This is a genomic window from Methanoregula sp. (genome assembly GCF_050010295.1).
Lineage (GTDB): Archaea > Halobacteriota > Methanomicrobia > Methanomicrobiales > Methanospirillaceae > Methanoregula.
The window spans coordinates 490,894-514,419 of record NZ_JBEKLH010000001.1; the positions used below are offsets into that span (position 1 = coordinate 490,894).

The 23,526-nt window shown below is 56.9% G+C and carries 22 protein-coding genes; 3 read left to right on the forward strand and 19 right to left on the reverse strand.

All coding sequences use genetic code 11. The annotated features are described in order from the left end of the window. Positions 1-32: 32 nt before the first annotated feature. From ABSB80_RS02610 to ABSB80_RS02655, 10 genes are all read right to left on the reverse strand, one after another. On the reverse strand, positions 33-635 hold the full coding sequence (locus ABSB80_RS02610) for an acyltransferase (protein WP_428367851.1): 603 nt from the start codon (positions 633-635) through the stop codon (positions 33-35). Next, positions 632-2,377: a glutamine--fructose-6-phosphate transaminase (isomerizing) gene (gene glmS / locus ABSB80_RS02615; RefSeq protein ID WP_428367853.1), complete on the reverse strand. Its 1,746-nt coding sequence runs from the start codon at positions 2,375-2,377 to the stop codon at positions 632-634. Before glmS ends, ABSB80_RS02610 begins: the two co-directional genes overlap by 4 nt. Before the next feature lies 1 nt (position 2,378). Further along, on the reverse strand, positions 2,379-3,533 hold the full coding sequence (gene glmU, locus ABSB80_RS02620; RefSeq protein WP_428367855.1) for a bifunctional sugar-1-phosphate nucleotidylyltransferase/acetyltransferase: 1,155 nt from the start codon (positions 3,531-3,533) through the stop codon (positions 2,379-2,381). 8 nt (positions 3,534-3,541) lie between these two features. Beyond that, complete coding sequence (gene glmU, locus ABSB80_RS02625) at positions 3,542-4,741, reverse strand: bifunctional sugar-1-phosphate nucleotidylyltransferase/acetyltransferase (protein ID WP_428367857.1); 1,200 nt, start codon at positions 4,739-4,741, stop codon at positions 3,542-3,544. Positions 4,742-4,764: 23 nt separating this feature from the next. Beyond that, positions 4,765-6,015: a phosphopentomutase/phosphoglucosamine mutase gene (locus ABSB80_RS02630; RefSeq protein ID WP_428367859.1), complete on the reverse strand. Its 1,251-nt coding sequence runs from the start codon at positions 6,013-6,015 to the stop codon at positions 4,765-4,767. 82 nt (positions 6,016-6,097) lie between these two features. After that, positions 6,098-6,706 (reverse strand): hypothetical protein, encoded by a 609-nt coding sequence (locus tag ABSB80_RS02635; protein ID WP_428367861.1) that lies wholly within the window; start codon positions 6,704-6,706, stop codon positions 6,098-6,100. Then, positions 6,697-7,320, reverse strand: coding sequence for a cyclase family protein (locus tag ABSB80_RS02640; RefSeq protein WP_428367863.1), 624 nt, complete (start codon positions 7,318-7,320; stop codon positions 6,697-6,699). The genes ABSB80_RS02635 and ABSB80_RS02640 overlap by 10 nt, the downstream gene beginning before the upstream one ends. Further along, complete coding sequence (locus tag ABSB80_RS02645) at positions 7,317-7,973, reverse strand: protein-L-isoaspartate(D-aspartate) O-methyltransferase (RefSeq protein ID WP_428367865.1); 657 nt, start codon at positions 7,971-7,973, stop codon at positions 7,317-7,319. The genes ABSB80_RS02640 and ABSB80_RS02645 overlap by 4 nt, the downstream gene beginning before the upstream one ends. 13 nt (positions 7,974-7,986) lie before the next feature. Continuing rightward, positions 7,987-9,102, reverse strand: coding sequence for a SufD family Fe-S cluster assembly protein (locus tag ABSB80_RS02650; RefSeq protein WP_428367867.1), 1,116 nt, complete (start codon positions 9,100-9,102; stop codon positions 7,987-7,989). After that, the gene (locus tag ABSB80_RS02655; protein WP_428367869.1) at positions 9,087-9,818 is read right to left on the reverse strand and encodes an ABC transporter ATP-binding protein; all 732 of its coding nucleotides are present in this window, start codon (positions 9,816-9,818) and stop codon (positions 9,087-9,089) included. The genes ABSB80_RS02650 and ABSB80_RS02655 overlap by 16 nt, the downstream gene beginning before the upstream one ends. Before the next feature lie 135 nt (positions 9,819-9,953). Between ABSB80_RS02655 and ABSB80_RS02660 the strand changes: the two genes are divergently transcribed. Beyond that, positions 9,954-10,862 (forward strand): DNA-methyltransferase, encoded by a 909-nt coding sequence (locus ABSB80_RS02660; protein WP_428367871.1) that lies wholly within the window; start codon positions 9,954-9,956, stop codon positions 10,860-10,862. 420 nt (positions 10,863-11,282) lie between these two features. Here the strand turns inward: ABSB80_RS02660 and ABSB80_RS02665 are convergent, their stop codons facing one another. Both ABSB80_RS02665 and ABSB80_RS02670 read right to left on the reverse strand, forming a co-directional pair. Further along, positions 11,283-12,053 (reverse strand): TIGR01458 family HAD-type hydrolase, encoded by a 771-nt coding sequence (locus ABSB80_RS02665; protein WP_428367873.1) that lies wholly within the window; start codon positions 12,051-12,053, stop codon positions 11,283-11,285. Next, complete coding sequence (locus tag ABSB80_RS02670) at positions 12,050-12,706, reverse strand: type 1 glutamine amidotransferase (RefSeq protein ID WP_428367875.1); 657 nt, start codon at positions 12,704-12,706, stop codon at positions 12,050-12,052. The genes ABSB80_RS02665 and ABSB80_RS02670 overlap by 4 nt, the downstream gene beginning before the upstream one ends. Positions 12,707-12,805: 99 nt before the next feature. Here ABSB80_RS02670 and ABSB80_RS02675 point away from each other — a divergent pair, with 99 nt between their 5' ends. Both ABSB80_RS02675 and ABSB80_RS02680 read left to right on the forward strand, forming a co-directional pair. After that, positions 12,806-13,888: a ribonuclease H-like domain-containing protein gene (locus ABSB80_RS02675; protein ID WP_428367877.1), complete on the forward strand. Its 1,083-nt coding sequence runs from the start codon at positions 12,806-12,808 to the stop codon at positions 13,886-13,888. Further along, positions 13,878-16,187, forward strand: coding sequence for a DEAD/DEAH box helicase (locus ABSB80_RS02680; RefSeq protein ID WP_428367879.1), 2,310 nt, complete (start codon positions 13,878-13,880; stop codon positions 16,185-16,187). The genes ABSB80_RS02675 and ABSB80_RS02680 overlap by 11 nt, the downstream gene beginning before the upstream one ends. 13 nt (positions 16,188-16,200) lie before the next feature. On the opposite strand, the gene ABSB80_RS02685 is transcribed toward ABSB80_RS02680, so the two are convergent. The 7 genes from ABSB80_RS02685 to prf1 form a co-directional block, all read right to left on the reverse strand. Next, on the reverse strand, positions 16,201-16,434 hold the full coding sequence (locus ABSB80_RS02685) for a helix-turn-helix transcriptional regulator (protein ID WP_428367881.1): 234 nt from the start codon (positions 16,432-16,434) through the stop codon (positions 16,201-16,203). Positions 16,435-16,452: 18 nt separating this feature from the next. Continuing rightward, the gene (locus tag ABSB80_RS02690) at positions 16,453-16,824 is read right to left on the reverse strand and encodes a DUF2178 domain-containing protein (RefSeq protein ID WP_428367883.1); all 372 of its coding nucleotides are present in this window, start codon (positions 16,822-16,824) and stop codon (positions 16,453-16,455) included. Between the two features lie 38 nt (positions 16,825-16,862). Beyond that, positions 16,863-17,210 carry a hypothetical protein gene (locus ABSB80_RS02695; RefSeq protein WP_428367885.1) on the reverse strand — a complete coding sequence of 116 codons (348 nt, stop codon included), beginning with the start codon at positions 17,208-17,210 and terminating at the stop codon, positions 16,863-16,865. An 828-nt stretch (positions 17,211-18,038) separates the two neighbouring features. After that, positions 18,039-19,685, reverse strand: coding sequence for an O-phosphoserine--tRNA ligase (gene sepS, locus ABSB80_RS02700; RefSeq protein ID WP_428367887.1), 1,647 nt, complete (start codon positions 19,683-19,685; stop codon positions 18,039-18,041). Next, positions 19,682-20,581, reverse strand: coding sequence for a 4-demethylwyosine synthase TYW1 (gene twy1 / locus ABSB80_RS02705; protein WP_428367889.1), 900 nt, complete (start codon positions 20,579-20,581; stop codon positions 19,682-19,684). Before twy1 ends, sepS begins: the two co-directional genes overlap by 4 nt. Beyond that, entirely contained in the window at positions 20,562-22,226 is a 1,665-nt protein-coding gene (gene argS / locus ABSB80_RS02710) for an arginine--tRNA ligase (RefSeq protein ID WP_428367891.1), read from the reverse strand. Before argS ends, twy1 begins: the two co-directional genes overlap by 20 nt. Then, positions 22,226-23,497: a peptide chain release factor aRF-1 gene (gene prf1, locus ABSB80_RS02715; protein ID WP_428367893.1), complete on the reverse strand. Its 1,272-nt coding sequence runs from the start codon at positions 23,495-23,497 to the stop codon at positions 22,226-22,228. Before prf1 ends, argS begins: the two co-directional genes overlap by 1 nt. Positions 23,498-23,526 lie beyond the last annotated feature (29 nt).

Here is a 23,526-nt window from a genome sequence, read left to right on the forward strand (position 1 = left end):
CAACGAAATACGATCGGGTGTACGCTCCCGATTTACCGGCGGTTGAGTTTCACCTGGCCCGGAAGATCCCTGAGTCTTGCAGGAGAACCGATTGCCAGCATATGCTCCGGTACGTCCCGGGTAACAACTGCACCGGCAGCAACCAGTGAACCTTCTCCGATACTGACGCCCGGGAGCAGCGTTGCGTTGGCACCAATTGCTGCCCAGTCCCTGATATGCGGCCCCTGAAGCCCGCCAATCCCCGACGGGGGATAACGGTCATTGGTGAGGACGGCATTCGGGCCGATAAATACATGATTCCCGATACAGGCATTTGTCGGGACATATACCATACTCTGAAGGTTCACATCGTCCCCGATAATGGTGTTCCCCTCTATCACCGTCGCCGTTCCAATCGAGACCCGGTCCCCTATCCTCGTCTTCTCACGGATGATGACATTGTGTCCTGTCTGAAAGTCGTCTCCAATAACAACATCGCAGTAGATGATGGTCTGGGACCTGATGATTGCATTCTTCCCGATAGTAGTTCCGGTAAAGCCGGTTCTTGAAAAGTTGTCCCGGGAGGGAAAGCCGATCGTCACGGGTTCAAAGATCCGGGCGTTGGGGCCAAGGGTATTTCTGCCATATTCGATCATTCAACGGTCACGCTCTTTGCAAGGTTTCTGGGTTTGTCGATGTCACGTCCCAATGCAACTGCTGTATGGTAGGCAAGAAGCTGAAGCACTACCAGACTGGTAAGGATCTGGACAAAAACCGGGGTCCGGGGAATAGCAATAAAAATATCTGCAATATCCGGAAGTTCTGCATCCCCATCACAACCTATGGCGATGACCGGTGCTCCGCGGGCTTTTATCTCCTTGATATTGGAGATCATGACACCGTATGTTTCCCCGGGTACGCAGAGTGCGATCACCGGTGTTTCCGGGGAGAGGAGCGCGAACGGGCCGTGTTTCAGTTCCCCGGCAGCATAGCCCTCGGCATGAATATAGGAAATTTCTTTCATCTTGAGGGCCCCTTCAAGGGATACTGCATAGAACGGGCCGCGACCTACATAGAAGATACTTCGGGCAGGTTTGCAGGCGGCGACCGCTTCGGTGAGATCAAGGAGAAGGACCTCCTCAATCGCCTGGTGAGCATGCAGGAGTATATCGTCAAACTTTCTGTCGCACAGGCTGTTGATGAGCTGTATCAGCACTGCCAGCTGGGCGACGAATGACTTGGTTGCAGCCACGCTGATCTCCGGTCCGGCCCGCATAAACATGGTTGAATCTGCGATCCTGCTGACGGTGCTCCCCAGGACATTGGTGATCGCTAAAGTCCTGCAGTTATGGGACTTCGCCTGTTTAAGGGCGGAGAGGGTGTCCGCAGTCTCTCCCGACTGGGAAATCCCGATCACGAGTCCCTCAACCGGTGGCGGGTAGTACTTGAATTCGGATGCAAACTCCAGACGTGCCGGAATTCCGCACGAATCCTCGAGAAGATATTTGAAGATGAGTCCGGCATGATACGATGTACCGCAGGCAACTATCGTTATGGACGGTGGTCGGTGGGAAGACCAGGGTATCGTATCGGAGTTCACTGCACGAATCGTATTGTAAAATGCCTGGGGCTGTTCATAAATTTCCTTGAGCATATAGTGTGCGAAACCGCCCTTTTTTACATCCTCGACAGACCAGTCTATCAATTCTACCGGCCGGACCACACGCTTTTCCCGGTTAAAAACCTCGACCCCCGTCCGGTTCAGGGAAGCAATATCTCCGTCTTCCAGGAACATTGCCCGCTCGGTATACTCGATGATGGGGGTCATGTCAGAAGCCGCGAAGATCTCCCCATCACCAATGCCGATCACCAGCGGACTTGCGTTTCTTGCAGCAATTATCCTGTCTTCGGAACTCGATATGACCAGGATGGCGTAGGATCCTTCGAGCCTGGGCACGACCGCCTGTACTGCCGCAAGGAGATCTTTTCTTCCCGGATATTCCTCCTCAATGAGGTGAACAATCACTTCAGTGTCGGTTTCTGAACGGAACGTATGCCCCCTTGAAAGGAGCTGGCGTTTTAACTCAGCGTAATTCTCGATGATCCCATTGTGGACAAGTGCAATGGTACCTGTGCAGTCGGTATGCGGATGGGCATTTACATCATTCGGGATCCCATGGGTTGCCCACCTTGTGTGACCAATGCCTGTCTTACCCGTCAGCCTGGCAGCAGCGCCTGAATTTTCCGATATCCGTCCCTGGTGCTTGACAAGCGCAATGCTGTTTCCGGTCGTCGCGATCCCGAAAGAGTCGTAACCCCGGTACTCCAGTTTTTTCAGGCCTTCGACGATCAGAGGTGCAGCGTCTCTCCTGCCAACGTAGCCTACGATACCGCACACGCTATATCACCATGGAGTTGTCCTGAATACTGCGGGACACGATACAACTTCGCCCTTCGATAGTGACACTGTTCCCGATTATGGAATTTTTAAAGGTCGTGAAAGGTCCGCTGACAACGGTATCCCCAAGGATCGCCCCGAATTCCGACCTGGTTACCTGCCCCTCAATTTCCATGAGTCCAACACCGGTCGATGTGGAAGTATGATCCGCAAGCGCACACCGCTCTCCAATGACAGTGTCGATGATCCGGGAATGTGAACCGATGGTGGTATCGTCCATGACCACGGAATTGCCGATACTGATAAACGGCTCGAGGATAACCCGGGAGCCGATACTGGTATTGGGCATTATACAGGAGTTCGGGCCGATAGTGCAGTCATTCCCGATAACAACCGGCCCGGTTATAACGGTGTTGGGCCCGATTGTCGTGCCTTTCCCGATACTGACTGGTCCCTGGATGATGGTCTGCCTGCTTGCCGTTCCTTCACGTGTGGCAGGAATGTGGCAGAGGAGGCGCCGGTTCATCTTGAGAAGATCCCAGGAGAAGATTGCATCCTGCCAGTCATCTGCAGGGATTCCCTGCAGATGGATGCCGTTTTCGATCATGGAGGATATGGCATCGGTCAGATCATTTCCCTGAATATAGGAGAACACCTCTTTTTTCAGGCGATAAATGCCGGTGCTAACCATGAAGCTCGGGGCATGTTCGGGTTTCTCGATAATCTGGGTTACCCGCCCCTCATGGAGCATAACCACGCCGAAGTTTGACGGGTTCGGATGTTCTTTTACCAGCATCGAATCCGGGATATCCCTGATGCGTGCAATCGAGTGTGGGTCGATATAATTGTCCCCGGGAAGGAGAAGAAAATCCCCATGAATTTTTGATTCTGCGCATAAAAGGGCGTTTGCTGTCCCTAATTGTTTATCCTGGACGATTACATCGACCGATACGTCCAGCTGGTTTAAAAAACGGGTTACCTGTTCTTTGCGGTATCCTACGACAACAATAATCTCCCGGATCCCGTTTTTTACCAATGCGTCGATTACATATTCGATGATCGGGTGGTTGGCAACCGGGATCATCGCCTTGGGCCTTCCTCTTGTCAGGGGGCGAACCCGCTTCCCTTCACCTGCTGCTAAAATCACTGCCTGCATCTGAGTACCTACCGGATTATCGCTTTATCACCGATACAACCTTCGATAAATGAATTCGGCGCAAACTGTGCGTTACTCCCTATCATCGATCCGACATTGATCGAGCAGTTGATCCCGAACTGGACATCGTCTCCGATAACCGCGCCGAATTTTTCCCTTCGCGTGTCGTTCCCACAGACTCTGATGTTCCCATGGTCGTGGCGGAGGTTTGCAATCTTGGTCCCGGCACCAAAGTTGCAGCCGGCACCTATGATGGAATCCCCGACATAATTGAAATGCGGAATTTTTGTTCCGTTCATGATGACGGAATTCTTGATCTCGGAACAGTGACCGATATGGCATTCATCCCCGACACTCGTTGTGCCGCGGATATAGGCATGAGGACCGATGCGACAGTTCCGTCCGATGATGCAGGGACCTTCGATATACGTCCCGGATTTGATGACACTGCCCTCCCCGATCATGACGGGTCCCCGGAGAGATACACCCTCTTCAATGGTTCCTGAGTTTCCTGGCCTGAGATCATCCATCAGAGTGGCATTCGCGTCAAGCATGTCCCACGGGTGACCGACATCCATCCAATAGGACAGGTGGTACGAGTGCAGTTTCCGTTCCGCGACCAGCACATCGAGGGCATCCGTCAGTTCAAGTTCGCCCCGGGGAGAGGGACGCACCTTGCTGATGAGATCGAAAATATCGGGGGAAAAATGATATGCACCGGCATTGATCAGGTTGGATTTCGGCTGTTTTGATTTTTCTTCAAGCGAAATGACGAACCCGTTCTCTACCAGAACAACCCCATAATCCCCGGGATGGTCGGTTGTACTGATGCTCATGCATGGCGATTTGGCACTGCAGAGGTTTGCAATATCCGGTGACCTGATGACCATATCCCCGTTCAGGACAAGAAAAGGACCCGTGACAAGATCCTGTGCTGCCCGGACGGCATCCGCTGTTCCGTACTGGTGGCGCTGCGGGGCGTATTCGACATGAATTCCCCACCCGGCACCGTCACCAAAATGCCTGCGGATCTCCCGCTCCCCATACCCCACGATAAAGATAAAATCCGTGATACCGGCGTCGCGTGCCGCGAGAACGAGATGCTCCATCATGGGGCGGTTGGCGAGGGGGAGCATCACCTTCGGGCGTTTCGCGGTGAGAGGGCGCATCCGCTTTCCCTCTCCAGCGGCGAGAACGACGCATTCCATACGTAAATCTCTTCCTGCAACGTTTAAGCAGTTTTCCCCTGCCGGATCCGTTCTTTGCCCTTTGCAAGCATCGCCTTTGCTTTCCGGAGAGTCTTCCCTTCTGCGGTTATGCGTATCTTGGGTTCTGTGCCACTCGCACGGATCAGGTACCAGCCATCCTCATCAGCAACACGCACCCCTTCAGTCGGGCTCGCCGCGCCGAGAGCAGAGACAGTTTCCCGGGCGTGTTCGTCCGGGAACGATTCCCGGAGGACCGGGTAGGACGGCATACTGTCGATCTCCTGTGCGGTGTCCCACTCGGATGCAATCTCGCAGAAGAGTGCTGCTGCGTACGGGCCATCCGGGCAATAGGAGATATGCGGGAAGATCCACGCCCCGGAAGGTTCACCGCCGAAATCTCCCCATTCCAGAAGTTTTTCCGAAACGTACGTATCCCCCACCGGGGTCCGCTGGACATCTGCGACCTCATCAATGATCATCGAAGCGTCACTTGTCGTGACCACCTGTCGTGCACCGAGGTATCTGGTGAAGAGCATGAGAAGGTGGTCACCGTCGATATACCTGCCCCTGTTGTCAAATGCCATCATCCGGTCGGCATCGCCATCATGGACCACAGCGCAGCGGGCTTTGGTGCTTTTGACCATCTTCCCGACATATCCAAGGTGTTCTTCCAGGGGCTCGGACGGCCGGGCAAAATAGCCGGATGGGTTGCAGTTGATACAGACCGGTTTTGCCCCCGCTTCCGTCAGGAGTGCGGGGGTAAGACTGCAGCCTGCGCCATTGCCGCAGTCCACGATAACCTCAATGCCTCGGCTAAGATGCACATTATCCAGTATTGCATTTTTATGGAGAGTGAGCGTATCGGTCTCCACTTCCACTCCCTGGTGCTGCCAGTCAGTCCAGTACTGGGTCTTCAGCATCTCCTCCATCTCCAATTGCTGGGGCCGGGTGAAGGATGAACCGTCCGGGTTGAAAAGTTTCAGCCCGTTGTAATCTTCAGGGTTGTGGGAAGCGGTCACCATGCACCCGGCCCGGACGATCCGTGTGCTGAATGCAAGAGTGGGTGTCGGCACGACGCCGGCCATGTACGCGGTCCCCCCGCTTCCCAGGATCCCTGATACAACGAGATGCGCGAGCAGGGGACTCGTGGTGCGCGTATCCATCCCGACAAGAATATCAGAAGACTTCGAAGCGAGGGCAGACCCGACTTTCAGCGCAGTATCGGCAAGGGTCTGATCAAATTTCCTTCGTATCCCTGATGACCCGAAAAGCATGATGATCTATTGGCCGGCAATAAAAAAGATTTTACCTCTCCTTTTGAGGAACTGTGCACCTGCCTTGACCGTTCCGGCAGGATTAACCGGTCCCGTACGGGCACCAGTGTTCGATCTCATGAAGCCGGGCGTTCCCCGCAGTTGAGGGACCTAAGCAGAGAATCCGTTTCGTTCTTGTATGGGCTTCTATGAGATCGCCGGTACCTTTGGCAATAATGCCTTCACCATTGATGAGAATGACGTCGGCTTCTGAAATTTCCGTGCTGAAAGAACTTCCCAGCTCGCGTTCAATGGAAGCCATGGTGCCGATGCAGGATACCCTTTTGCCGGAAATTTCGTTCTTAAGTTCCTGAAGACAGGGTGCGTGGAAGGTTTTCGGGCAGGGATGAAGTATGCGGGAAAGACAGAAGAAACCCGCAGCAACATTGATGATCGCACCTGCGGCGCTTCTCACTGCCGGGGTTTCCAAGGGGGCACCGAACATAAATGAGATCTTTGTCAACGCCCTGACCGGGTCGTGGGTTACGAAAACTGCGCTCCTCCCCCCGAAGGAAGCCGTCATGCACGCGCCCTGTTCGAACTGGCAGGTAACGGCATCCGGGTCGACATCAAGAAGGACTCCTGCATCCTCGCACCCGCTCTGCCCGAGAATGGTCTCGAGCTTGTTGACCGATTCCCTGATTATATCCATGGGTCACCTCCGTTTTTGCTGATAAGAATAACCCTCGCGGGAGAGCCGTCCAGACCGGACAGCCGGAGGGGGAGTGCCACCATCTCATAATCTCCTTCACGCACCCCCGAGAGGTCGAGCAGTTCGATGATGATGCACCCGTGACTGAGAAGTTCACGATGAACAGCCCCGTCACAGACAAATGCTTCGATCGAGAAAGAATCGATGCCGACACACTGAATCTCCTGACTGGTCATATATTTTGCTGCCTCAAGGGTGAGGGACGGGTAGTCCTCCCTGAATCCGGCCGATTCGGAAGAGGAGGTCCTGAGTAAGATGCGGGATGCCCCGGCTGTTCGTCCTTTGATAGCCGATGCCCCGATCTCCCGGCCGGTCCGGGAAAGATCCAGAACACGACAGCTCCCGATGAGGTGTGAAAGGGGAATCGTATCGATCGTGTCTCCAGATTTGAGGTAGTGCACCGGTGCATCGATGTGCGTTCCGGAATGGCTGTTCATATGCAGGTCGGAGATGAGGTACAGCCCCCGCTCTTCCTGCACGAAACGGGGCGGCGTATCGCCGGGAAATGCCACCGTACTCCCGGATAAGGGACGGGTTATATCGATGATCTTCATGAATTCTCCTCCCAGCCGTGTTCCCCGATAAGCGGGACGAAACGGACGCCCCCGTGCCCTGATTTCAGGATCTCCTTCCCGTGTCTCGTGAGCGTGACCAGTTCCTGGACCTCCCTTCCCCCGACCGGCGCTACAAGTCTCCCGCCATCGGCAAGCTGGTCGATGAGCGGGCGGGGTACTGACGGGGTTGCTGCGGTTATGATGATCCCGTTGAACGGCGCATCTTCCGGAAAACCGAGGGTCCCGTCCCCCACGATTATCGTGACATTGGTCAGGCCGAGGGCCGCAAGGTTCTTTCGCGCCAGTCCGGCGACGGACGGGATCCGCTCGATAGTTGTCACCCGGTGGGCAAGGGATGACAGGATCGCTGCCTGGTACCCGCTCCCGGCCCCGATCTCAAGGACACGGTCATCCGGTCTGAGGCCGAGGAGTTCGGTCATCAGTGCGACAATATAGGGCTGGGAGATGGTCTGGCCTTTCCCGATCGGGAGTGGATTGTCCTCGTAGGCCGCTTCATCGTAGGGAGGGGGGATGAAGAGGTGGCGGGGGATCTCCCGCATCGCCGCAAGCACCCGGGGGTCGGTTACTCCCCGTGCCCTGATCTGGTGCTCCACCATCCTGGAACGTTCTTCGGCCCGGGGATAGGTCTGCATAATCACCCAGTTTTCAGAATCCTGCTTTCTCGGCGACATCTATAGACGCATCGATCTGCTTCTGCAACGCCTCGGGAAGCCCGGAGATCTTGACATCGAGGAACCCCCGGATAATTGTCGCGGTTGCCTCATCCTCGTCAAGCCCCCTCGACATAAGATACTCTATCTCTTCCCGGGCGAGTTTGCCTACTGCTGCTTCGTGGGAGAGCTCGGTGCCGACAACAGACCCCTCGATCTCCGGGATCGCGTAGATGATCCCGTCCCTGAGGATGAGGCCTTTGCACTCGAGATGCCCCCGGGTACCGGCAGTCTTTCCGTTGATGTGCCCGCGGGAGATGATGGTGCCGCCTTTGGTGATGGCACGGGCTATCAGTTCAGCACTCGCGCCGGTCCCTTCAAGGATTGCCCGGGACCCGAGATCCAACGTCGAACCGGGAGTCGCGATGACAACACTGCTGAACCGCGCGACCGAGTTCTCCCCTTTCAGGTTCGCGGTCGGGTACATTTGGACTTTTTTCACCGGCTGCATGCAGACATAGTTGGAGAGGAATACCCCGTTCTCTTCGACAATGGAGGCACTTCTCGGGTACACTTCGATATTCTCGCTCCAGTTATGGATCATGGTGAAGCTGATCTTTGCGTTCTTTTTCACGTAGAATTCGGAAATGCCGTAATGTGCGCCGCCTTTTCCCACGTGTGCCCCGCTTGCGCATCCTGAAATGATATGGAGCTCCGCCCCTTCTTCGGCAATGATGATGTTGTGGACATGCTGGATCTGCTCACGCCCGAGATAGAGGCATGCCTGTATGGGGAGAACATTGTTCGATCCTTTATGGGCGATGATGACGTAGCCCTTGGGGTCTTTCTGTGCAGCGACATATTTGGTGACCTCGTCTTTTTCTGCGGAGACGACCTTCCAGGCATACTCCTTCAGCCAGTCATATTTTTCCATCCCCCGTTTGTAGGAGAGGACTTCGATTCCTTCCTCCGCACATTCGGCGTGTACTATGTTCTGGTCCATCTGGATGTACGTACCGCAGCGGTTCTTCATCTCGAGGTCGATGCCTGTCTGGGCCATCCTCTCCTTTTCCGATGGTGAGATCTCCGTAACGTTCATGGGTTGCGACATTCGAGACACTCCTTGTAGCCGTGCTGTTTGATGTCCTTCAGGATCTCCCGGGGGTTGCCGTGGCAGCGGATCTGCCCGTCGCACATCACGTGACCGCGATCCGTCTCAAGGTAATCGAGGATGTAGCCGGTATGCGTGATAACCAGCCCGCTCTTCTGGCGCTTGACGATATGTTTCTCTTTCTCAAGAAGAGAGCCGATCGCGTGACCGATGAGGGAGATGTTCTCGATGTCGACACCGCTTTCGGGTTCGTCGAGCATGATGAAGTCCGGGTTCTGGATCATCAGCTGGAGCACCTCGCTGCGCTTGATCTCCCCGCCGGAGAAGCCCTTGTTGATATCCCGGTCCAGGAATTTGTCCATATGAAGTGATTTTGCGAGTTCCACCAGGTCTTCATTCTTGGTCCGGGAGATGGCGGTGAGGAGTTTTCCCAGTTTCAGGCCCGATATGGTAGGGGGGCGCTGGAAGAGCATCCCGATACCGCGCTTCGCCCGTTCGTGGGCTTTCATCCGGGTGACATCTTCGCCTTTGAAGGTGATCGTGCCTTCCGTTATCGTATAGTTCGAATATCCCATGATCGTCATGAGAAGCGTCGTCTTGCCCGACCCGTTGGGGCCCAGCAGGACATGGGTCTCTCCCTCACCGATGTCGAGGTTAATATCGTGCAACACTTCCTTGTCGCCGACCTTCACATGCAGATCCTCGATATGCAGCATAATTTAATCGTAGACAATATGTTCATTGCTGCATTAAACGCTTTTCACGTGAACACTTTTCATACGGCCCCGACTCAGGGAATTCCGACACCCTTTAACTGATCCGGGATGTATGTACAATCAGGATACAAGGTCATGAGGCCGGAGAAAGTTCGGGACAAGGCTGGCAAAGAGAGAGTCAGGAAAGGTACGAAGGACGCCAGAAAAGAGATGCCAGTGGCGGACTCTGCAGGTATCCTGCCTTTCGTGAACCGGATCATCTGCGGGGATGCCAAAAAAGTCCTCGCCCTGATACCCGACCGGAGCATCGACCTGATTATTACCTCGCCACCGTACAATTTCGGCCATTCCTACGCCCAGGACCCCCATGACGACACGCACGAGTGGAACGAATATTTTGAAAAACTTCTCGTTGTCTGGAAGGAATGCGAACGGGTCCTCAAGCCCGGCGGCCGGATTGCCGTGAACATCCAGCCGCTCTTCTCGGACTATGTCCCGACCCACCATATCATCTCCCGCCAGCTGGCTGGCCTCGGGCTGCTCTGGAAAGCGGAGTTCCTGTGGGAAAAGAACAATTACAATGCAAAATTCACGGCATGGGGGAGCTGGAGATCCCCCTCGATGCCCTACATAAAATACACCTGGGAGTTCATCGAGGTCTTCGACAAGGAGACCCATAAAAAGAGCGGGAGGCGCGAGGATATCGACATCAGCGGCGATGAGTTCAAGGAATGGGTGATGGGCAGGTGGTCATTCCCTCCCGAGATCCGGATGAAAGAGTACGATCACCCCGCGATGTTTCCCGAGGAGCTCCCCCGGCGGCTGATGAAACTCTTCTCGTACAGGAACGATCTTGTCCTCGATCCTTTCAACGGCGCAGGGACGACCACGGCCGTTGCCTGGAAACTCGGTCGGCGGTTCATCGGTATCGATGTATCGAGACAATATTCGGAGAGTGCTTTCAGGAGGCTCTCTGCCCTGCCAGCAGGTGAGACCGTGTCGGAGACGTACCCGGAACCGGAACTCCTCGACCCCGGGACCTAGGCCGGACAACCGGTTTTATTGCAGAAACCCCGGCTGGCATATTCGTTTTCACGTACTCGCGTACTATTTCCCGGTGCCGGATCGTCCACCCTTGAGCGGTACCTGCCCGAGATCCATCCATTTTCAGATGCATTCCCAAACGATAACCGATTTGTCCGCCTTCCCGCTCCCGGATGTCCTGAGTCATGACCGCAGCGGAGATCGCAACCGTCTCCTTTTCAAAAGGGAATGCGAGACCGGGACAACCGGATCCGATCCCGGAAAAACGGGACCGGCAGGGGGCGACACAACGGTTTCACGGAATGGAGTGGAGAGGTCTCCGGACATACGGCCAGAAAAGTTCCGGCAGCAATGAAACAACTTCCCATACAACTCCCGGTTTTTCCATACAGATCTTTCCGCACGTGTTTTCCTTCCCGGTCAGACAATATCGTTGATCCGCGCTATGGAGTCAATGATGCAATAAGGCTTGATCGCGGAGTGGGTAACGGAATCTTCGCGGAATTTCCCCGTCCTCACAAGGATCCCCCTCATGCCGGCTTTTTGCGCCCCCCCGATATCGGTCATAATGTCGTCCCCGATCATCGCCACCTGGTCCCGGCGGAGTCCCATATCCTCCAGTGCGAGATCAAAGAAGGCCACTGATGGCTTTCCAACGACGGTCGCGGTCTTTCCGGTCGCATATTCGAGTGCGGCGACAAACGGTCCTGCAGAGAGCGAGAGCCCGTCCGGGGCCATCCAGTACCGGTCCTTTTCGAGCGCAATCAGCTCAGCTCCGTCGAATATGTCGCGGAATGCGGAATTGAGACTGTCATAGGTAATTTTATCGCCAGCATCCCCGATGATCACAAAGTCCGGCCTTGTTTCAGGATCAGAGGAGCAGGCGTCTTCAAAGTCCCGGTAAACATCCCCGGTCGTGAGGAGCCGGCAGCGCCGCTTTCCGGCACGGTTCATGAACGCGACGGCAGCAATGGGGGGCGTAAAGATGGTTTCAATGGGAATTACAAACCCCATTGATGACAACCGGTCAGCAATTGTCTCCCGGCATTTACGGGTGGTGTTCGAGACAAACCGGATCCGGTAGTTGTTCTGCACGAGATATTCTATAGCCTCCCGGGCCCCGTCCACGGGCCGGTCGCCCACGTACAGGACACCGTCAAGGTCGATCAAAAACCCCCGGAGGCCCTTCATGCACTCCAGCCCCTGGCGAATGCATCGACGAGATAATGGCAGCACCGGGCATTACCGGGGAGATGGCGATCGGACTCGCAGAGTATCTTCTGTTTCTCCTGAGCGCCGAGATCTTCTGCCCAATGGCTGATGATCGGGAGTGTCACTTCCGGGTGGAACTGGACTCCTACAGCACTGCCGAGCCTGAACGCCTGGTTTTTCACCGTGTCCCCGTACGAGAGGAGCGTTGCCCCCTTCGGGAGATTAAATGTCTCATGGTGCCAGTGAAAGACGGTAAACGATGCCGGGAACCGGGGACCCGCGTCCTGCCCGCAGCCATGAACCCGGCACCAGCCCAGCTCTTTTTCCAGCGGGTAGACCTTTTCCCCGAAGGCCGAAGCGATCATCTGGGCGCCAAGGCAGATCCCGAGGACCGCCCTTTTTTGTGCCACCATCTTCCTGATCACCTGTTTTTCAGCGGCAAAAAAGGGGTAATCGCCGGTATCGTTCACGCTCATCTGTCCCCCGAGAAGGATAAGCCGGGATGGCAGGATGTCCGGAATCTCACTTGTCTCATAGAGCCGTTTTGTCTCAAAAGGGAGGCCCCGTCCCTGAAGGTATATCCCGATCTCACCGGAGGACTCATGCTCCCCGTGCTGGAAGATGGTAATCATCACCCAACCGGTTGACCTGAATGTACATGAGGCTTTTCTTTACTTTCACCCTCCGCGGCAGGGGTTTAAACGCCGGAATAAGGATGTTGTATCCAGACGATGTCAGCCATACCCGCACCCGCCCGCGTAGGCACACTCTGGCAGCGACGCATCGAGACGCTGCGGGAATACGAGGTAGTACGCGACGGGAACATCTTCGGGACCAGTTTTTTCAACAATTTTGTTCTTTCCTCCGAATACGAGCAGGCCCGTGATATCCTCGACACCCTCCTCGCACAGTACCAGGATGTCCCGTTCGAAAGAGTCTTTTCCGGCAGGGAAATTTCGAACGGCGGCGGGACCTGCTTTTCCCTGGAGAGCCGGCAGTCTCTTGCCTGCCCGGCATTCGATCTCGACCGGTTCCGGGAAGAACTCCTCGGGGATCTCACCCTTGTCCGCGGTATCGGGCAGGCAACCCGGAAACGGCTGAACGCCCGGGGGTTCCGGGCACTGACCGACCTTGCCGGTCACCCGAAGTTCCGGTCTGAAGCCCGGAAGGTCATCAGCCGCCTGTCTTCCGGAAACTCTTCAGATATCATGGACCTGATCTGCAGCCGGCATCCGAAATCCCATCCGCTCGTCCTGGGGGCTGCAGGTCTCCACGAGCCGGAAGACCTTGTCTTTCTCGACATCGAGACGCTGGGCCTTTTTTCCCGCCCGATCATCCTCTTTGGTGTCGGGCAATTTGAGCATGGCCAGTTCATCGTCAACCAGTACCTGCTGCGGGACATCCACGAAGAACAGGCTGCACTTATTGCGACCCTGGAGCATCTCTCCGGTGACAGGCCGGCCCTGGTCACATTTAACGGGAAGTCGTTTGATCTTCCCTATATCTCCGATCGGCTGGCGTACTATGGCATGGACACCCCTGCCCGCATCCCCCACTTCGATGTACTCCATTTCAGCCGCAGGAGATGGAAGGACCAGTTCCCCTCACTGCGCCTTTCCGCCCTCGAGCGGGAGGTCTTCGGGATCTCGCGGGACGATGACGTGCCCGGCCAGATGGTACCGGAATTCTACGAGAGATACCTGAAGACCGGGAACTGCGGGCCGCTGGTCCCTGTCATCGAACACAACCGGCAGGATGTCGTCTCTCTTGCCCTGCTCTTCTTCCACCTCCTGGGAGAGTCCTATGGCTGTTGACGATCTCCTCCGGCTGCTGGCCACAAACCCGCTCTATCGCAACCGGGTCGTCAATATCGAGACAAACGGTCCGGTATCTCCCCGGTACGGGAATCCTGCGACCCCCCTTTCTGCCACTCTTGACTCGTACATCCGGCAGCGGGGAATACGGCTTTACTCTCACCAGTGCGATGCAATCGACCGTATCCGGGCCGGAAAAAACGTGGTCATCACAACGCCCACCGCCAGCGGGAAGACTCTTGCTTTCAATATTCCGGTCTTTGAACGGCTTGAGACAGACCCCGGCGCACGGGCATTGTACCTCTATCCGACCAAGGCCCTTTCCAACGACCAGCTCGGGACCGTGAACGAGATGGCACAGTTCACGGGCATTCCGGCGAGGACGGCGATCTATGACGGGGACACCCCGCAATCGAAACGTGCAGCAATCCGCGAGAATTCGCGGATCATCATCTCCAACCCGCACGAGCTCCACCAGGTGCTCTCCTGGCATGCGAAGTGGCGCCCGCTGTTTGCCGGCTTGGAGTTTGTGGTGATCGACGAAGCGCACCGGTACCGGGGAGTTTTCGGGTCCCATATTGCGCTCCTGATCCGCAGGCTGTTGCGCCTCTGCAGTCATTACGGTTCCCATCCGCAGTTTATCCTCTCGACTGCGACCCTTGCCAATCCCGTGGAGTTTGCCGCACGGCTCACCGGGCAGTCATGCGATCTGGTCAGCGAAGACGGCTCCCCCCGCGGCAGGAACCATTTTGTCCTGTACAACCCGTTCTACGATGGCATCGGCGAGCGCTCCACCCACCAGGAGACAAAGGACCTCCTCGTGTCCTGCGTAAAAGAGAAGCTCCAGACCCTCTGTTTTACCGGCTCCCGGAAGATGGCGGAACTGGTCACCATCTGGGCCAGGGAAGATGCCCGCAGATCATCCGTCCGTCTCGCCGAATCGATCTCTGCCTACCGGGCCGGATATCTCCCGGAAGACCGGAGGGCGATTGAACGGCAGCTGAAAGACGGAACGCTCAAAGGCGTTGTCTCCACCAATGCCCTCGAACTCGGGATCGATATCGGGTCCCTGGACGCGGTGATCATCTCCGGTTTTCCGGGGACCATGATGTCGGCCCGGCAGCAGGCCGGCCGTGCGGGACGAAAAGGAGGGGAGTCCCTTGCATTCCTGGTAGCTCAGGCAAACCCGCTCGACCAGTACTTCATGAACCACCCGTACCAGTTCTTCAGCAGGTCTCACGAGCATGCCATCGTAGACACGGAGAACCCGTACATTGTTTCCGGGCACCTGCTCTGTGCTGCTGCAGAGATGCCCCTGCGGGAAGACCCGGACCGGGAGTTTTTCGGGGAATCGTTCTCATCCCTCGTACAGGAACTCGAATCCAGCGATCTGGTGAGGAGGACTTCCCGCGGCTGGGTGTATTCCGGGCGGGGGAGGGCGGCGGATGCCGTAAAACTCGGGGGCATCCCCGGCGAGACGTTCAGGATCCTCTGTCACGGGCGGCTGCTCGAGACGATGGACCGCGGGCAGGCATACCGCGAGGCACACAAAGGTGCGATCATGCTCCATCAGGGTGAGACCTACATCGTCAACGAGATGGACCTGGAGACGCACACCGTCCGGGTCACGGAGACCGACGTGGACTATTATACGCAGCCCCTCAAGGAAGTTGACCTTTCTGTCATTGAGATTCTTGAAACCCGGTCCATCAATGGCGTGAAATGTTCGTTTGGTGACGTTGAGGTGACCGAGCAGTTCACCGGCTACAAGATCAAGCGGGGGGATACCATCATCGGTCTGGAACCTCTCTTGCTGCCTCCACTCACCTTCCGGACAAAGGCATTCTGGTTTGTCCTGCCGGCCTCTGCCGGGCAGAAGGTCACCGGTTCGGGTCTTGACCTCGCCGGCGGGCTCCATGGCGCCGAGCACGCGATCATCGCGCTGATGCCGCTCCATGTCATGTGCGACCGCTGGGATATCGGCGGGCTTTCGTCACCGGCGTTTGGTGAGAATGGCGAACCGACCATCTTTGTCTACGATGCCTATGAAGGGGGCATCGGGCTTGCGGAAAAAGCGTACGAAATTATGCCTGAACTGTTTTCGAGTTCCCGGGAACTGGTGAGGGACTGCCGCTGCGATGACGGCTGCCCGTCCTGCATCTACTCCCCGAAATGCGGGAATGACAACCAGCCCCTGGACAAGGAAGCGACCGTCCTCATCCTTGAAGAACTGTGCCGGGAGCCGGAAGCGGCGGAGCCCGGCGGGTGTCTCATCAGACCCGAAACCGTTGCCCCGTGAGCGGGACCTCCTTTTAGTCCACGAGGACTTCCCGCGGTTCCGGCTCTTGGGAGCCGTCATCAAAGATGAAGATGTCATCGATCCTTGCATGAAGCGTAACGGCGATTTCGTGGGCGAGCCTGAGCGAGGGATTGTACTTTCCCTGTTCCAGGAAGACGATCGTTTCCCGGCGCACACCGACTTTTTTCGCGAGATCGTCCTGTGTCAGGGATAACCTTGTCCGGTATTCCTTTATTCGGGTGATCATCCTCAAGCTCTGGGAGTTTTATTCCCCATTGATGTCGCCCTGCCTGTTGTAATACCAATACAACAGAGAGGAACTCAGTATCATAATAAAGAAAATTGCCATAATTGCTGAACCGGCATCCATAACAAGCACTTTCGAATAGATAAGGACGGAGAGAACAATGGCAAACGTGATGGAAAATGAAAACGCCTTCATGTATGTATGAGCCCGGATTTTCAGGGTCCGTTCATCATCTATAACATCGGCTTTTTTCTCGTACCATGTTGTTATGAGCGAAAGTACAATTAACATAAGGCCCATTGGAATAAGAACACCAGAGAGCAGTACGATTTTCCGGAATTGGGGCATCCAGTCACAGATTAGGAGAATGAGTACCCCTGCGATTGTCATACACCCTCCGAATAACAGCTTCCTGCGAAGTAATGTCATCATTGCCCGACATCTCCTTTCCGCAAGAGAAACGTCGGGTAGATCACTGCGGAGAGTGCAAGAACAATGATCGAGAGTGCGAGTGCATTCTGTGCGCTGAACTTGAACACGTTGAGATAATCCAGCCAGATGAGGCCGAACATGAAGAAGAGGCCGGTCAGCCATGCCCAGGACAATCCGTACGCAGCGATCTTCTTTGACCGCTCATCAGATTCCGGACCATCACCCTCCCTCCGGTGACGGGTAATTCCCGTGATCAGGAATGCACAACCCGGGAAGAGCAAAATAACGCCAACGATGGCCCCGTTCCCCGTCAGCAGGATCGATACGATACCGCTGATCAGCATCAGCGCTCCAATTATTATTCGAAAGAGGTTTCTTGATTTCATAATTATCAAACTTGTATGTTATCTATTTCTAACATTCCCGGGATATTAATGTTATCTATTTCTAACTCTGAAGGGTCCAGCTGGACCCTGAAGAAGAGAAGAACTCATCAGAGTTCTTCGAACGGATTGATACCGGAGAGATAAGACAGAAGAAGTTGAAAACTCCGATCTGTGGGGCAGCATCTGGCCACGGGAAATGCTGCGGGATCCGGTGATTCATAAATAATTAGTGGTGGCTTATGAGGGCTCCCCGCCTCAGGGCCTCTTCGAGGATTGAGTGGTTCGTCAGAACCACGAGATCGAGAAGTTCAAATGAACTTCGAGGCACGGCGGGGCAAGGAGGTTGAATCGCCGCTCGGGTAATCCCCCTCAATTGCGATAGTTCCTCAGACGGCTAATGAAAAACCCCGAAAAAACGGGGATCGAAGATTTACTTCGTAAATCTTCTCCTCTTCGAGGTCTGAAGACCTATCAGGGGTCAAAGGGGCGCACCCCCTTGGGATGATTGAGTAGTCATCAGACTACGAAATCGAGAAGATGCATTCGCATCTTCGCTGCCTTCCCCTCCGGGGAGACTGCTGTTCCCGAAGGGAAGAGCAGGCTGGAGAATGCTTCAGTGTCGTCGGACCTGAAGCAGGAGAAGAAGAATCTTCTCCTGACCGAAGGTTTTCGATTGAACTCGTCAGAGTTCTTCGAACTGAGAAAGGGGTCACCCTTCTGACGGCAGCAGAATATGAGCAAATGACCAGAAAAATAGAGCTTTAATAAAGCCAAAAGAATAAGAACTCATTCCATCACTGTCGACCGTACCGCGAGGAATACCGGCCCCCGCACATCGACTTTCTTCTTGTTGTCAGTGACAAACCGCATCGCGTGCTCATCGATTTTCAGGTTGATATCGCTGGGGAGTTTTGCCATCTTGACCTGGACCGTAACGGGTCTTCTGCATCGGGCCGCTTCCTCGACCCGGGCCGCAGCGAGGGCGGATACTGCCGTGAGGTACGAGATGCCGGTCGGTACCCCTTCCGTCCGTACCTGGTTCCATTTCTCGGTATCCGGGACGCCAAGGATGGAGCCGTCATGGACGAAGATCTCGTTGGCGCAGGCCGGGCCGCAGAGTTTCGCATTGGACTCCGTCTCCTCGACTACCACGCGTACGTTCACTCCCCCGAGAGCACCTTCCCATGCATCGAAGGAACACGGGCCCTGGGCGGTCGCATTCGCAGCGGCTGTTGTTGCGATTGCCCCGGCGAGCATCTTCCCCTCCGGCGAGAGCGGCTCCTCTCTCAGGTGGACCGCCCTGGCGATCTCCCGCCCCGTCAGGGTCCGGGGGAAGAACTGGGGGTAACAGAGCTGCCGGAGGTCATCTGCATGGTAGGCGATCATTGCCAGCCGCTCGACCCCGAGGCCGAGGTTCATGACCGGGACACCGATGCCGTATTCGGCAAGTGCCGAGGGTGAATACATGCCGAACGTCGCCACCTCCACCCAGCCGTGCACCGGGTGGCGGGCATAGACTTCGGTCTGGGAGTCCGGCATGTAATACTTGGACCGCTTCTCGTCCGGCTGGAAACGGAAATCCGTATAGCCGAATGCGGAGAGGAGCGCTTCGCTGACGGCTTTTCCCTCCTCGTTGGTTATATCCTCACCGGCAACGACGCACGAGGCCGAGTGGTAGGTCATGAGCCGGGTCGGACCTTCGGCCTGCTCGCGGCGGAAACAGCGATCTACCGAGAAGAGGCGGACGGGGAGCGGGATCCTGTCCCAGATCGAACCAAGGGTCAGGAACCAGCCGCTCGTCATGTGGCTGCGAAGCGTCGACCGTGAGGATTCCGGAACGAGCGCCCTGAACTCCGGGAAGACGGCATCGAGGATGTGGACGACCAGCGCATCGTCAATGCCCAGTACTTTCGAGAGCTCGAACGTCAGCTCGTCCCCGTCGATCTCCGACTTCTTGTAGGCATGGAGCGTCTCCCGCAGGCGCTCCTCGGTCTCTTTTGTCATCGGCTGGTAGTTCTCCCTGCTCTGCCCGGCAGGGGCCGAATCCCGGTGGGTCAGGGGGTTCCGGTGGCTCTGGAGGATCTCGTTGATCTCGTCCAGCTGTTTCCTTGCAATCCCCACGTTCGGGCGGGGAAGCCCGCCGAGATAGAAGACCCGGTCGAGCACGGCCATGGCCTCGGGGCCGAACTGCCGGTAGATGTCCTGCTCCTCGATGATCACCGGGTTCTCCGCCTCGTCAAACCCGAGGGCAAGATAGGTCTCCCGCAGGCGGTTGATGGTCGCAAATACCGGGTGGGCCTGTGCCCGCCGGTAGGCCCGGTACGGGTACGTGCCTGCATGTCCTGCCGGTGTCAGTACCGACGGTCCCTCGTGCCATGCTCCTTCAAAGTTCTCATGCGCCTTCCGTTTCCATTCATCCGGATTGAACCTCATCTCCCTCGCTCCAGGCAGACCACTCTGCTCAACTTGTTTTCATCTCTGAACCGGTAATCGCACACAGCCGCGATCCTCTCCGCAAAGGCCCGCACGTGCTGGTGGTCCGGCATGTTCTCCTTTGCCAACCTGTTTCTACTGTATCCCAGATACATATATCCCTTTATTTCCGCAAACATAGCGCCCGAGTCCTGCAGCATGGCCGCGTACTTTTCAGGAGCGAAATCGTTCAGGCCCCGGACCAGCGTGACCCGGATCGCGGAGCGGCGGGACCCAAGCAGGGACAGGCTCTCCCGGATCCGGTCCCAGGAGTCCCCGAGCGGGCGGCACACCGCCTTGTAGATCTCCGCATCGGGTGCATCCAGGGAGACGTATGTCTGGAACGGCCTGCAGCGCCGCAGCATCTCCGGGTTTGTGCCATTGCTCACGAGGAAGGTGGTGTAGCCTTTGCTGCTGAAGAGGTCGATGAGTTCCGGGAGCCGCGAGTAGAGCGTCGGTTCACCGGAGAGCGAGATCGCAACGTGCTTCGGGTCGAGGGCCTCCTGCCACCGCTCTTCGGTCACCGTGTTGTCGAGGATTGCGTTATAGCCGGCAAGCGCCTTCTTCTGGTACTTCCGGATACCGGCAAGGATGGTCTCCGGCGGGCACTCCACCTCCTCCTGCGGCTCGTGCTCGAACGAACGCCAGCAGAAGAGGCAGCGCTGGTTGCAGCGGAGCGTGGGGGTCATCTGGACGCAGCGGTGGCTGTCTATGCCGTAGAACTGGTGCTTGTAACACATCTCCCCACCGGCAAGCGCACGCTTGCACCACATGCAGGGCTTGAGCGCGGCCGAGGACGCCTTGCTGAAAAACTGGTAGCCCTGTTTCCGCAGGGCTTCACATGGAGCTGATGGCATCGATCCCGAGCGTCCCGAGGGCCTCTTTTAAGGTGTTCTGCACCGCTTTTACCAGCGTGAGCCGGCGGTCCCGTACCCTGCCTTCGCTTTTCAGTACCGGTTCGAAGTGATAGAACGAGTTGAACGTATCGGCCAGCTCCCGGGCGTAGGTAGCGAGGATGTGCGGGCGGAGCTCGGCTATGACTTTTTCGATGATGGCCGGGAACTTTGCGACCTGCTTCGCGAGCGCGATCTCCTGGTCCGTCTCCATATCGTAGCATTCCTCGAATGCCCCCCCCTTCTCAAGGATGCTGCAGGCCCGGGCATGGGCGTACTGGATGTAGGGCCCGCTCTGGCGTTCGAAGTCAAGCGCCTCCTTCCAGTCGAAGACCGTGCTCTTCTCGGGAGAGACCTTCACGATGTCGTAGCGGATCGCGGCGAGCCCGACCGACTTCGCGATCGACCTCCTCGCCGTCTCGTCCAGTTCCGGCCGGCGGGCCGTCACTTCTTCAAGGGCACGCCTCGTCACCTCGGAGATAAGGTCGTCTGCCGAGACGAATTTACCCGAACGGGTGCTCATGGAGCCTTCCGGCAGGGAGACGAACTCGAAATGGACGATCTCCGGGACTTTCTCCCCGAGGAGTTTCAGCGTGCACTGGAGCTGCGCCCCGATCAGCTTGTGGTCGGCGCCGAGGACATCGATGACCCGGTCGAAGTTTGCCGCCTTCCACACATGGAACGCGAGGTCGCGGGCCGCGTAGACCGATGTGCCGTCGCTGCGGCGGATGACATACTTGTTCGCAAACCCGAACTCCGACAGGTCAAGTGCAAGGGTCTCGTCGTCCCGTGCCTGGGGGAGTTTCCGTATCCGTGAGATGATCCGTTCGGTGTAGCCGTTCCGGATGAAGTCGCTCTCCCAGACGAACCGGTCGTGCGCAACATTGAGGCCCTGCATCGTGACCCTGAACCCGTCGAGGCAGCGGGAGACTTCCCTGCGGAACTTTTTCACGGTCGCGGGGTCCCCGTTCTCGACCAGCTGCATCAGGGTGTTCACCTGCCCGGTGATGCTCTCGTCCTTTTCGATCTCTCGGTTCGCCGCTATGTATACCCGCGCGATATGGGCGTCCTCCTTCTCCCCTTCAAGCCGGGTGCTGTCGAGGTTGTCGAACCCCCAGACCACGATCGCGATCTGGCGGCCCATGTCATTGACATAGTACTGCACCTCGAGCGGGTAGCCTGCCTTCCGGAACGCCCGGGCAAGCGTGTCGCCGATGATCGAGTTCCGGATATGCCCGACGTGGAGCGGGCCGTTCGGGTTTGCGCTCGTGTGCTCGAGCACGACCCAGGTCGGTCTACGCGGCGATGTGCCGTAACCGGGCTTCACCGCTTCCCTGACTGCTCCGCTCACGTACTCCTTGCCGAAGATGAAGTTGATGTACGGCCCTTTCGCCTCGACCGTGATCCCGGCAAGCCGTGGATCTCCGGCTATCTCTGCGGCGAGCTCCTGGGCTATTCTGGCCGGCGCCTGCTTCCGCTGTTTTGCAAGCGAGAATGCGACGGTCGATGCAAGGTCGGCATGCTCCCCGCCATCCGTCAGCTGCGCGTCGGTGAGGGCGGTGTGTTCCCGGATCACGTTCCCGATGATCGTGGATGTCTCGTTCAGCATCAGTATCCCGTCCTGTAGCGGAGGATCGCGGCAATCCCGCCGAATGCCGAGAAGAGGATCGATCCCTCCTCGAAATCGTCGGATATGAGCTCGACTTTCGCGGAGCTTTGGTCGGCAAGTTTCGTCAGCTCGTCGATGATATCGATCTCCTCCTCAAGAATAAGGGGGGCTGTACACTTCGGGCAGTTCCCGAGCGGGAGGTCTGCAACCGTCTTGCCGGCCTCGACATTGACGGTCTTCTCGCTCGTGTAGTCGCAGCTCTGGCACCTGATCCTCAGCCGGGACTTGCGGAGGTTCGCCGAGAGGAGAAGGATATCCACGGCACCGATCCCGAGGTTGTGACGGATGCTCTCCTCCCCGTATGCCGCGAGCCCGTCTTCCTTGACGAGCTCCCTGAGGAACCGGTCCATGAACGCCTTCTCCTTGATGACGGTCATGCCCTTGAGGGCGTCTTTTGCAGCGTCCACGAGCTCGGAGAGCCCGTCCTCGTTGGTGTAGGCAACATCGAACAGCCCGATGATCCGCTTCTGGACCTCGTGGTGGAGGTAGTTCCCCTTCTCGAACTCCTCTTTCGTCGGGCTCGGGCCCCCGATGAGGACGCCCTTGAACCGCTCGAAAAAATCTTTCTCGGCAAGGAAGATGGCACTTGACCGCTCGCCGACCTTGGTATAGAACTCGTCGATGGCGATCTCGCGCAGCCTCCCGAACCGGGCTGCCGACTGGCCGCCTTTCCGCATCTTACCCGGCACCGTCGAGTTCGCCCCCCCCATCGGTTCGATCCGGTTGCCGCGCAGGAACCCCCAGTACGCCTCGCGCTTGTCGAGGACGAGCAGGCCGTAGACGTACTTCTCCTCGAGCATCTGCTTAAGGGGTTCGAGCTCGAAATTGGAGCTGCAGCGGTACATGTAGAGGTTGAGGGGCTCAGGCGGCTCGATGATGGTGCACTGGAGGTCGGTGCGGTCGCCGTAGAGTTTTACCGTGCCGCAGAAGACTGCTATCCCTTTCTCGGGAGGCCGCTTGTAGTACTTGAGCCGGGAGAGGATGGAGGAGATGGCGCTCTGGACATTGGTCCGCGTCTGCTTGGACTTGATGTTCGCGCACTGCCCGAACTCGTCCTTGAGCTGGTTGGTCACGTCATAGATCTGCTTGTCGGGGGGGATGTAGAGGGTTATCAGTTCCGTCCCGTCCCCCTGCTGCGACTGGAGCTTCTCAAGGGTCTTCTTGAATTCATAGCGCTTCCGCGCGTCGTCCATCTCCGCTTCTTCTGCCATTGCCGGATTCAAACCTCTCACTAAAGCTA

What these genes read in the sequence shown, in the direction of transcription:
- ABSB80_RS02610 (WP_428367851.1), bottom strand. Translation starts at nt 635, where the DNA reads ATGATCGAATATGGCAGAAATACCCTTGGCCCCAACGCCCGGATCTTT.
- glmU (WP_428367855.1), bottom strand. Translation starts at nt 3,533, where the DNA reads ATGCAGGCAGTGATTTTAGCAGCAGGTGAAGGGAAGCGGGTTCGCCCC.
- glmU (WP_428367857.1), bottom strand. Translation starts at nt 4,741, where the DNA reads ATGGAATGCGTCGTTCTCGCCGCTGGAGAGGGAAAGCGGATGCGCCCT.
- ABSB80_RS02630 (WP_428367859.1), bottom strand. Translation starts at nt 6,015, where the DNA reads ATGCTTTTCGGGTCATCAGGGATACGAAGGAAATTTGATCAGACCCTT.
- ABSB80_RS02635 (WP_428367861.1), bottom strand. Translation starts at nt 6,706, where the DNA reads ATGGATATAATCAGGGAATCGGTCAACAAGCTCGAGACCATTCTCGGG.
- ABSB80_RS02640 (WP_428367863.1), bottom strand. Translation starts at nt 7,320, where the DNA reads ATGAAGATCATCGATATAACCCGTCCCTTATCCGGGAGTACGGTGGCA.
- ABSB80_RS02645 (WP_428367865.1), bottom strand. Translation starts at nt 7,973, where the DNA reads ATGCAGACCTATCCCCGGGCCGAAGAACGTTCCAGGATGGTGGAGCAC.
- ABSB80_RS02650 (WP_428367867.1), bottom strand. Translation starts at nt 9,102, where the DNA reads ATGTCGCAACCCATGAACGTTACGGAGATCTCACCATCGGAAAAGGAG.
- ABSB80_RS02655 (WP_428367869.1), bottom strand. Translation starts at nt 9,818, where the DNA reads ATGCTGCATATCGAGGATCTGCATGTGAAGGTCGGCGACAAGGAAGTG.
- ABSB80_RS02660 (WP_428367871.1), top strand. Translation starts at nt 9,954, where the DNA reads ATGAGGCCGGAGAAAGTTCGGGACAAGGCTGGCAAAGAGAGAGTCAGG.
- ABSB80_RS02665 (WP_428367873.1), bottom strand. Translation starts at nt 12,053, where the DNA reads ATGAAGGGCCTCCGGGGGTTTTTGATCGACCTTGACGGTGTCCTGTAC.
- ABSB80_RS02670 (WP_428367875.1), bottom strand. Translation starts at nt 12,706, where the DNA reads ATGATTACCATCTTCCAGCACGGGGAGCATGAGTCCTCCGGTGAGATC.
- ABSB80_RS02675 (WP_428367877.1), top strand. Translation starts at nt 12,806, where the DNA reads ATGTCAGCCATACCCGCACCCGCCCGCGTAGGCACACTCTGGCAGCGA.
- ABSB80_RS02680 (WP_428367879.1), top strand. Translation starts at nt 13,878, where the DNA reads ATGGCTGTTGACGATCTCCTCCGGCTGCTGGCCACAAACCCGCTCTAT.
- ABSB80_RS02685 (WP_428367881.1), bottom strand. Translation starts at nt 16,434, where the DNA reads ATGATCACCCGAATAAAGGAATACCGGACAAGGTTATCCCTGACACAG.
- ABSB80_RS02690 (WP_428367883.1), bottom strand. Translation starts at nt 16,824, where the DNA reads ATGACAATCGCAGGGGTACTCATTCTCCTAATCTGTGACTGGATGCCC.
- ABSB80_RS02695 (WP_428367885.1), bottom strand. Translation starts at nt 17,210, where the DNA reads ATGCTGATCAGCGGTATCGTATCGATCCTGCTGACGGGGAACGGGGCC.
- sepS (WP_428367887.1), bottom strand. Translation starts at nt 19,685, where the DNA reads ATGAGGTTCAATCCGGATGAATGGAAACGGAAGGCGCATGAGAACTTT.
- twy1 (WP_428367889.1), bottom strand. Translation starts at nt 20,581, where the DNA reads ATGCCATCAGCTCCATGTGAAGCCCTGCGGAAACAGGGCTACCAGTTT.
- argS (WP_428367891.1), bottom strand. Translation starts at nt 22,226, where the DNA reads ATGCTGAACGAGACATCCACGATCATCGGGAACGTGATCCGGGAACAC.
- prf1 (WP_428367893.1), bottom strand. Translation starts at nt 23,497, where the DNA reads ATGGCAGAAGAAGCGGAGATGGACGACGCGCGGAAGCGCTATGAATTC.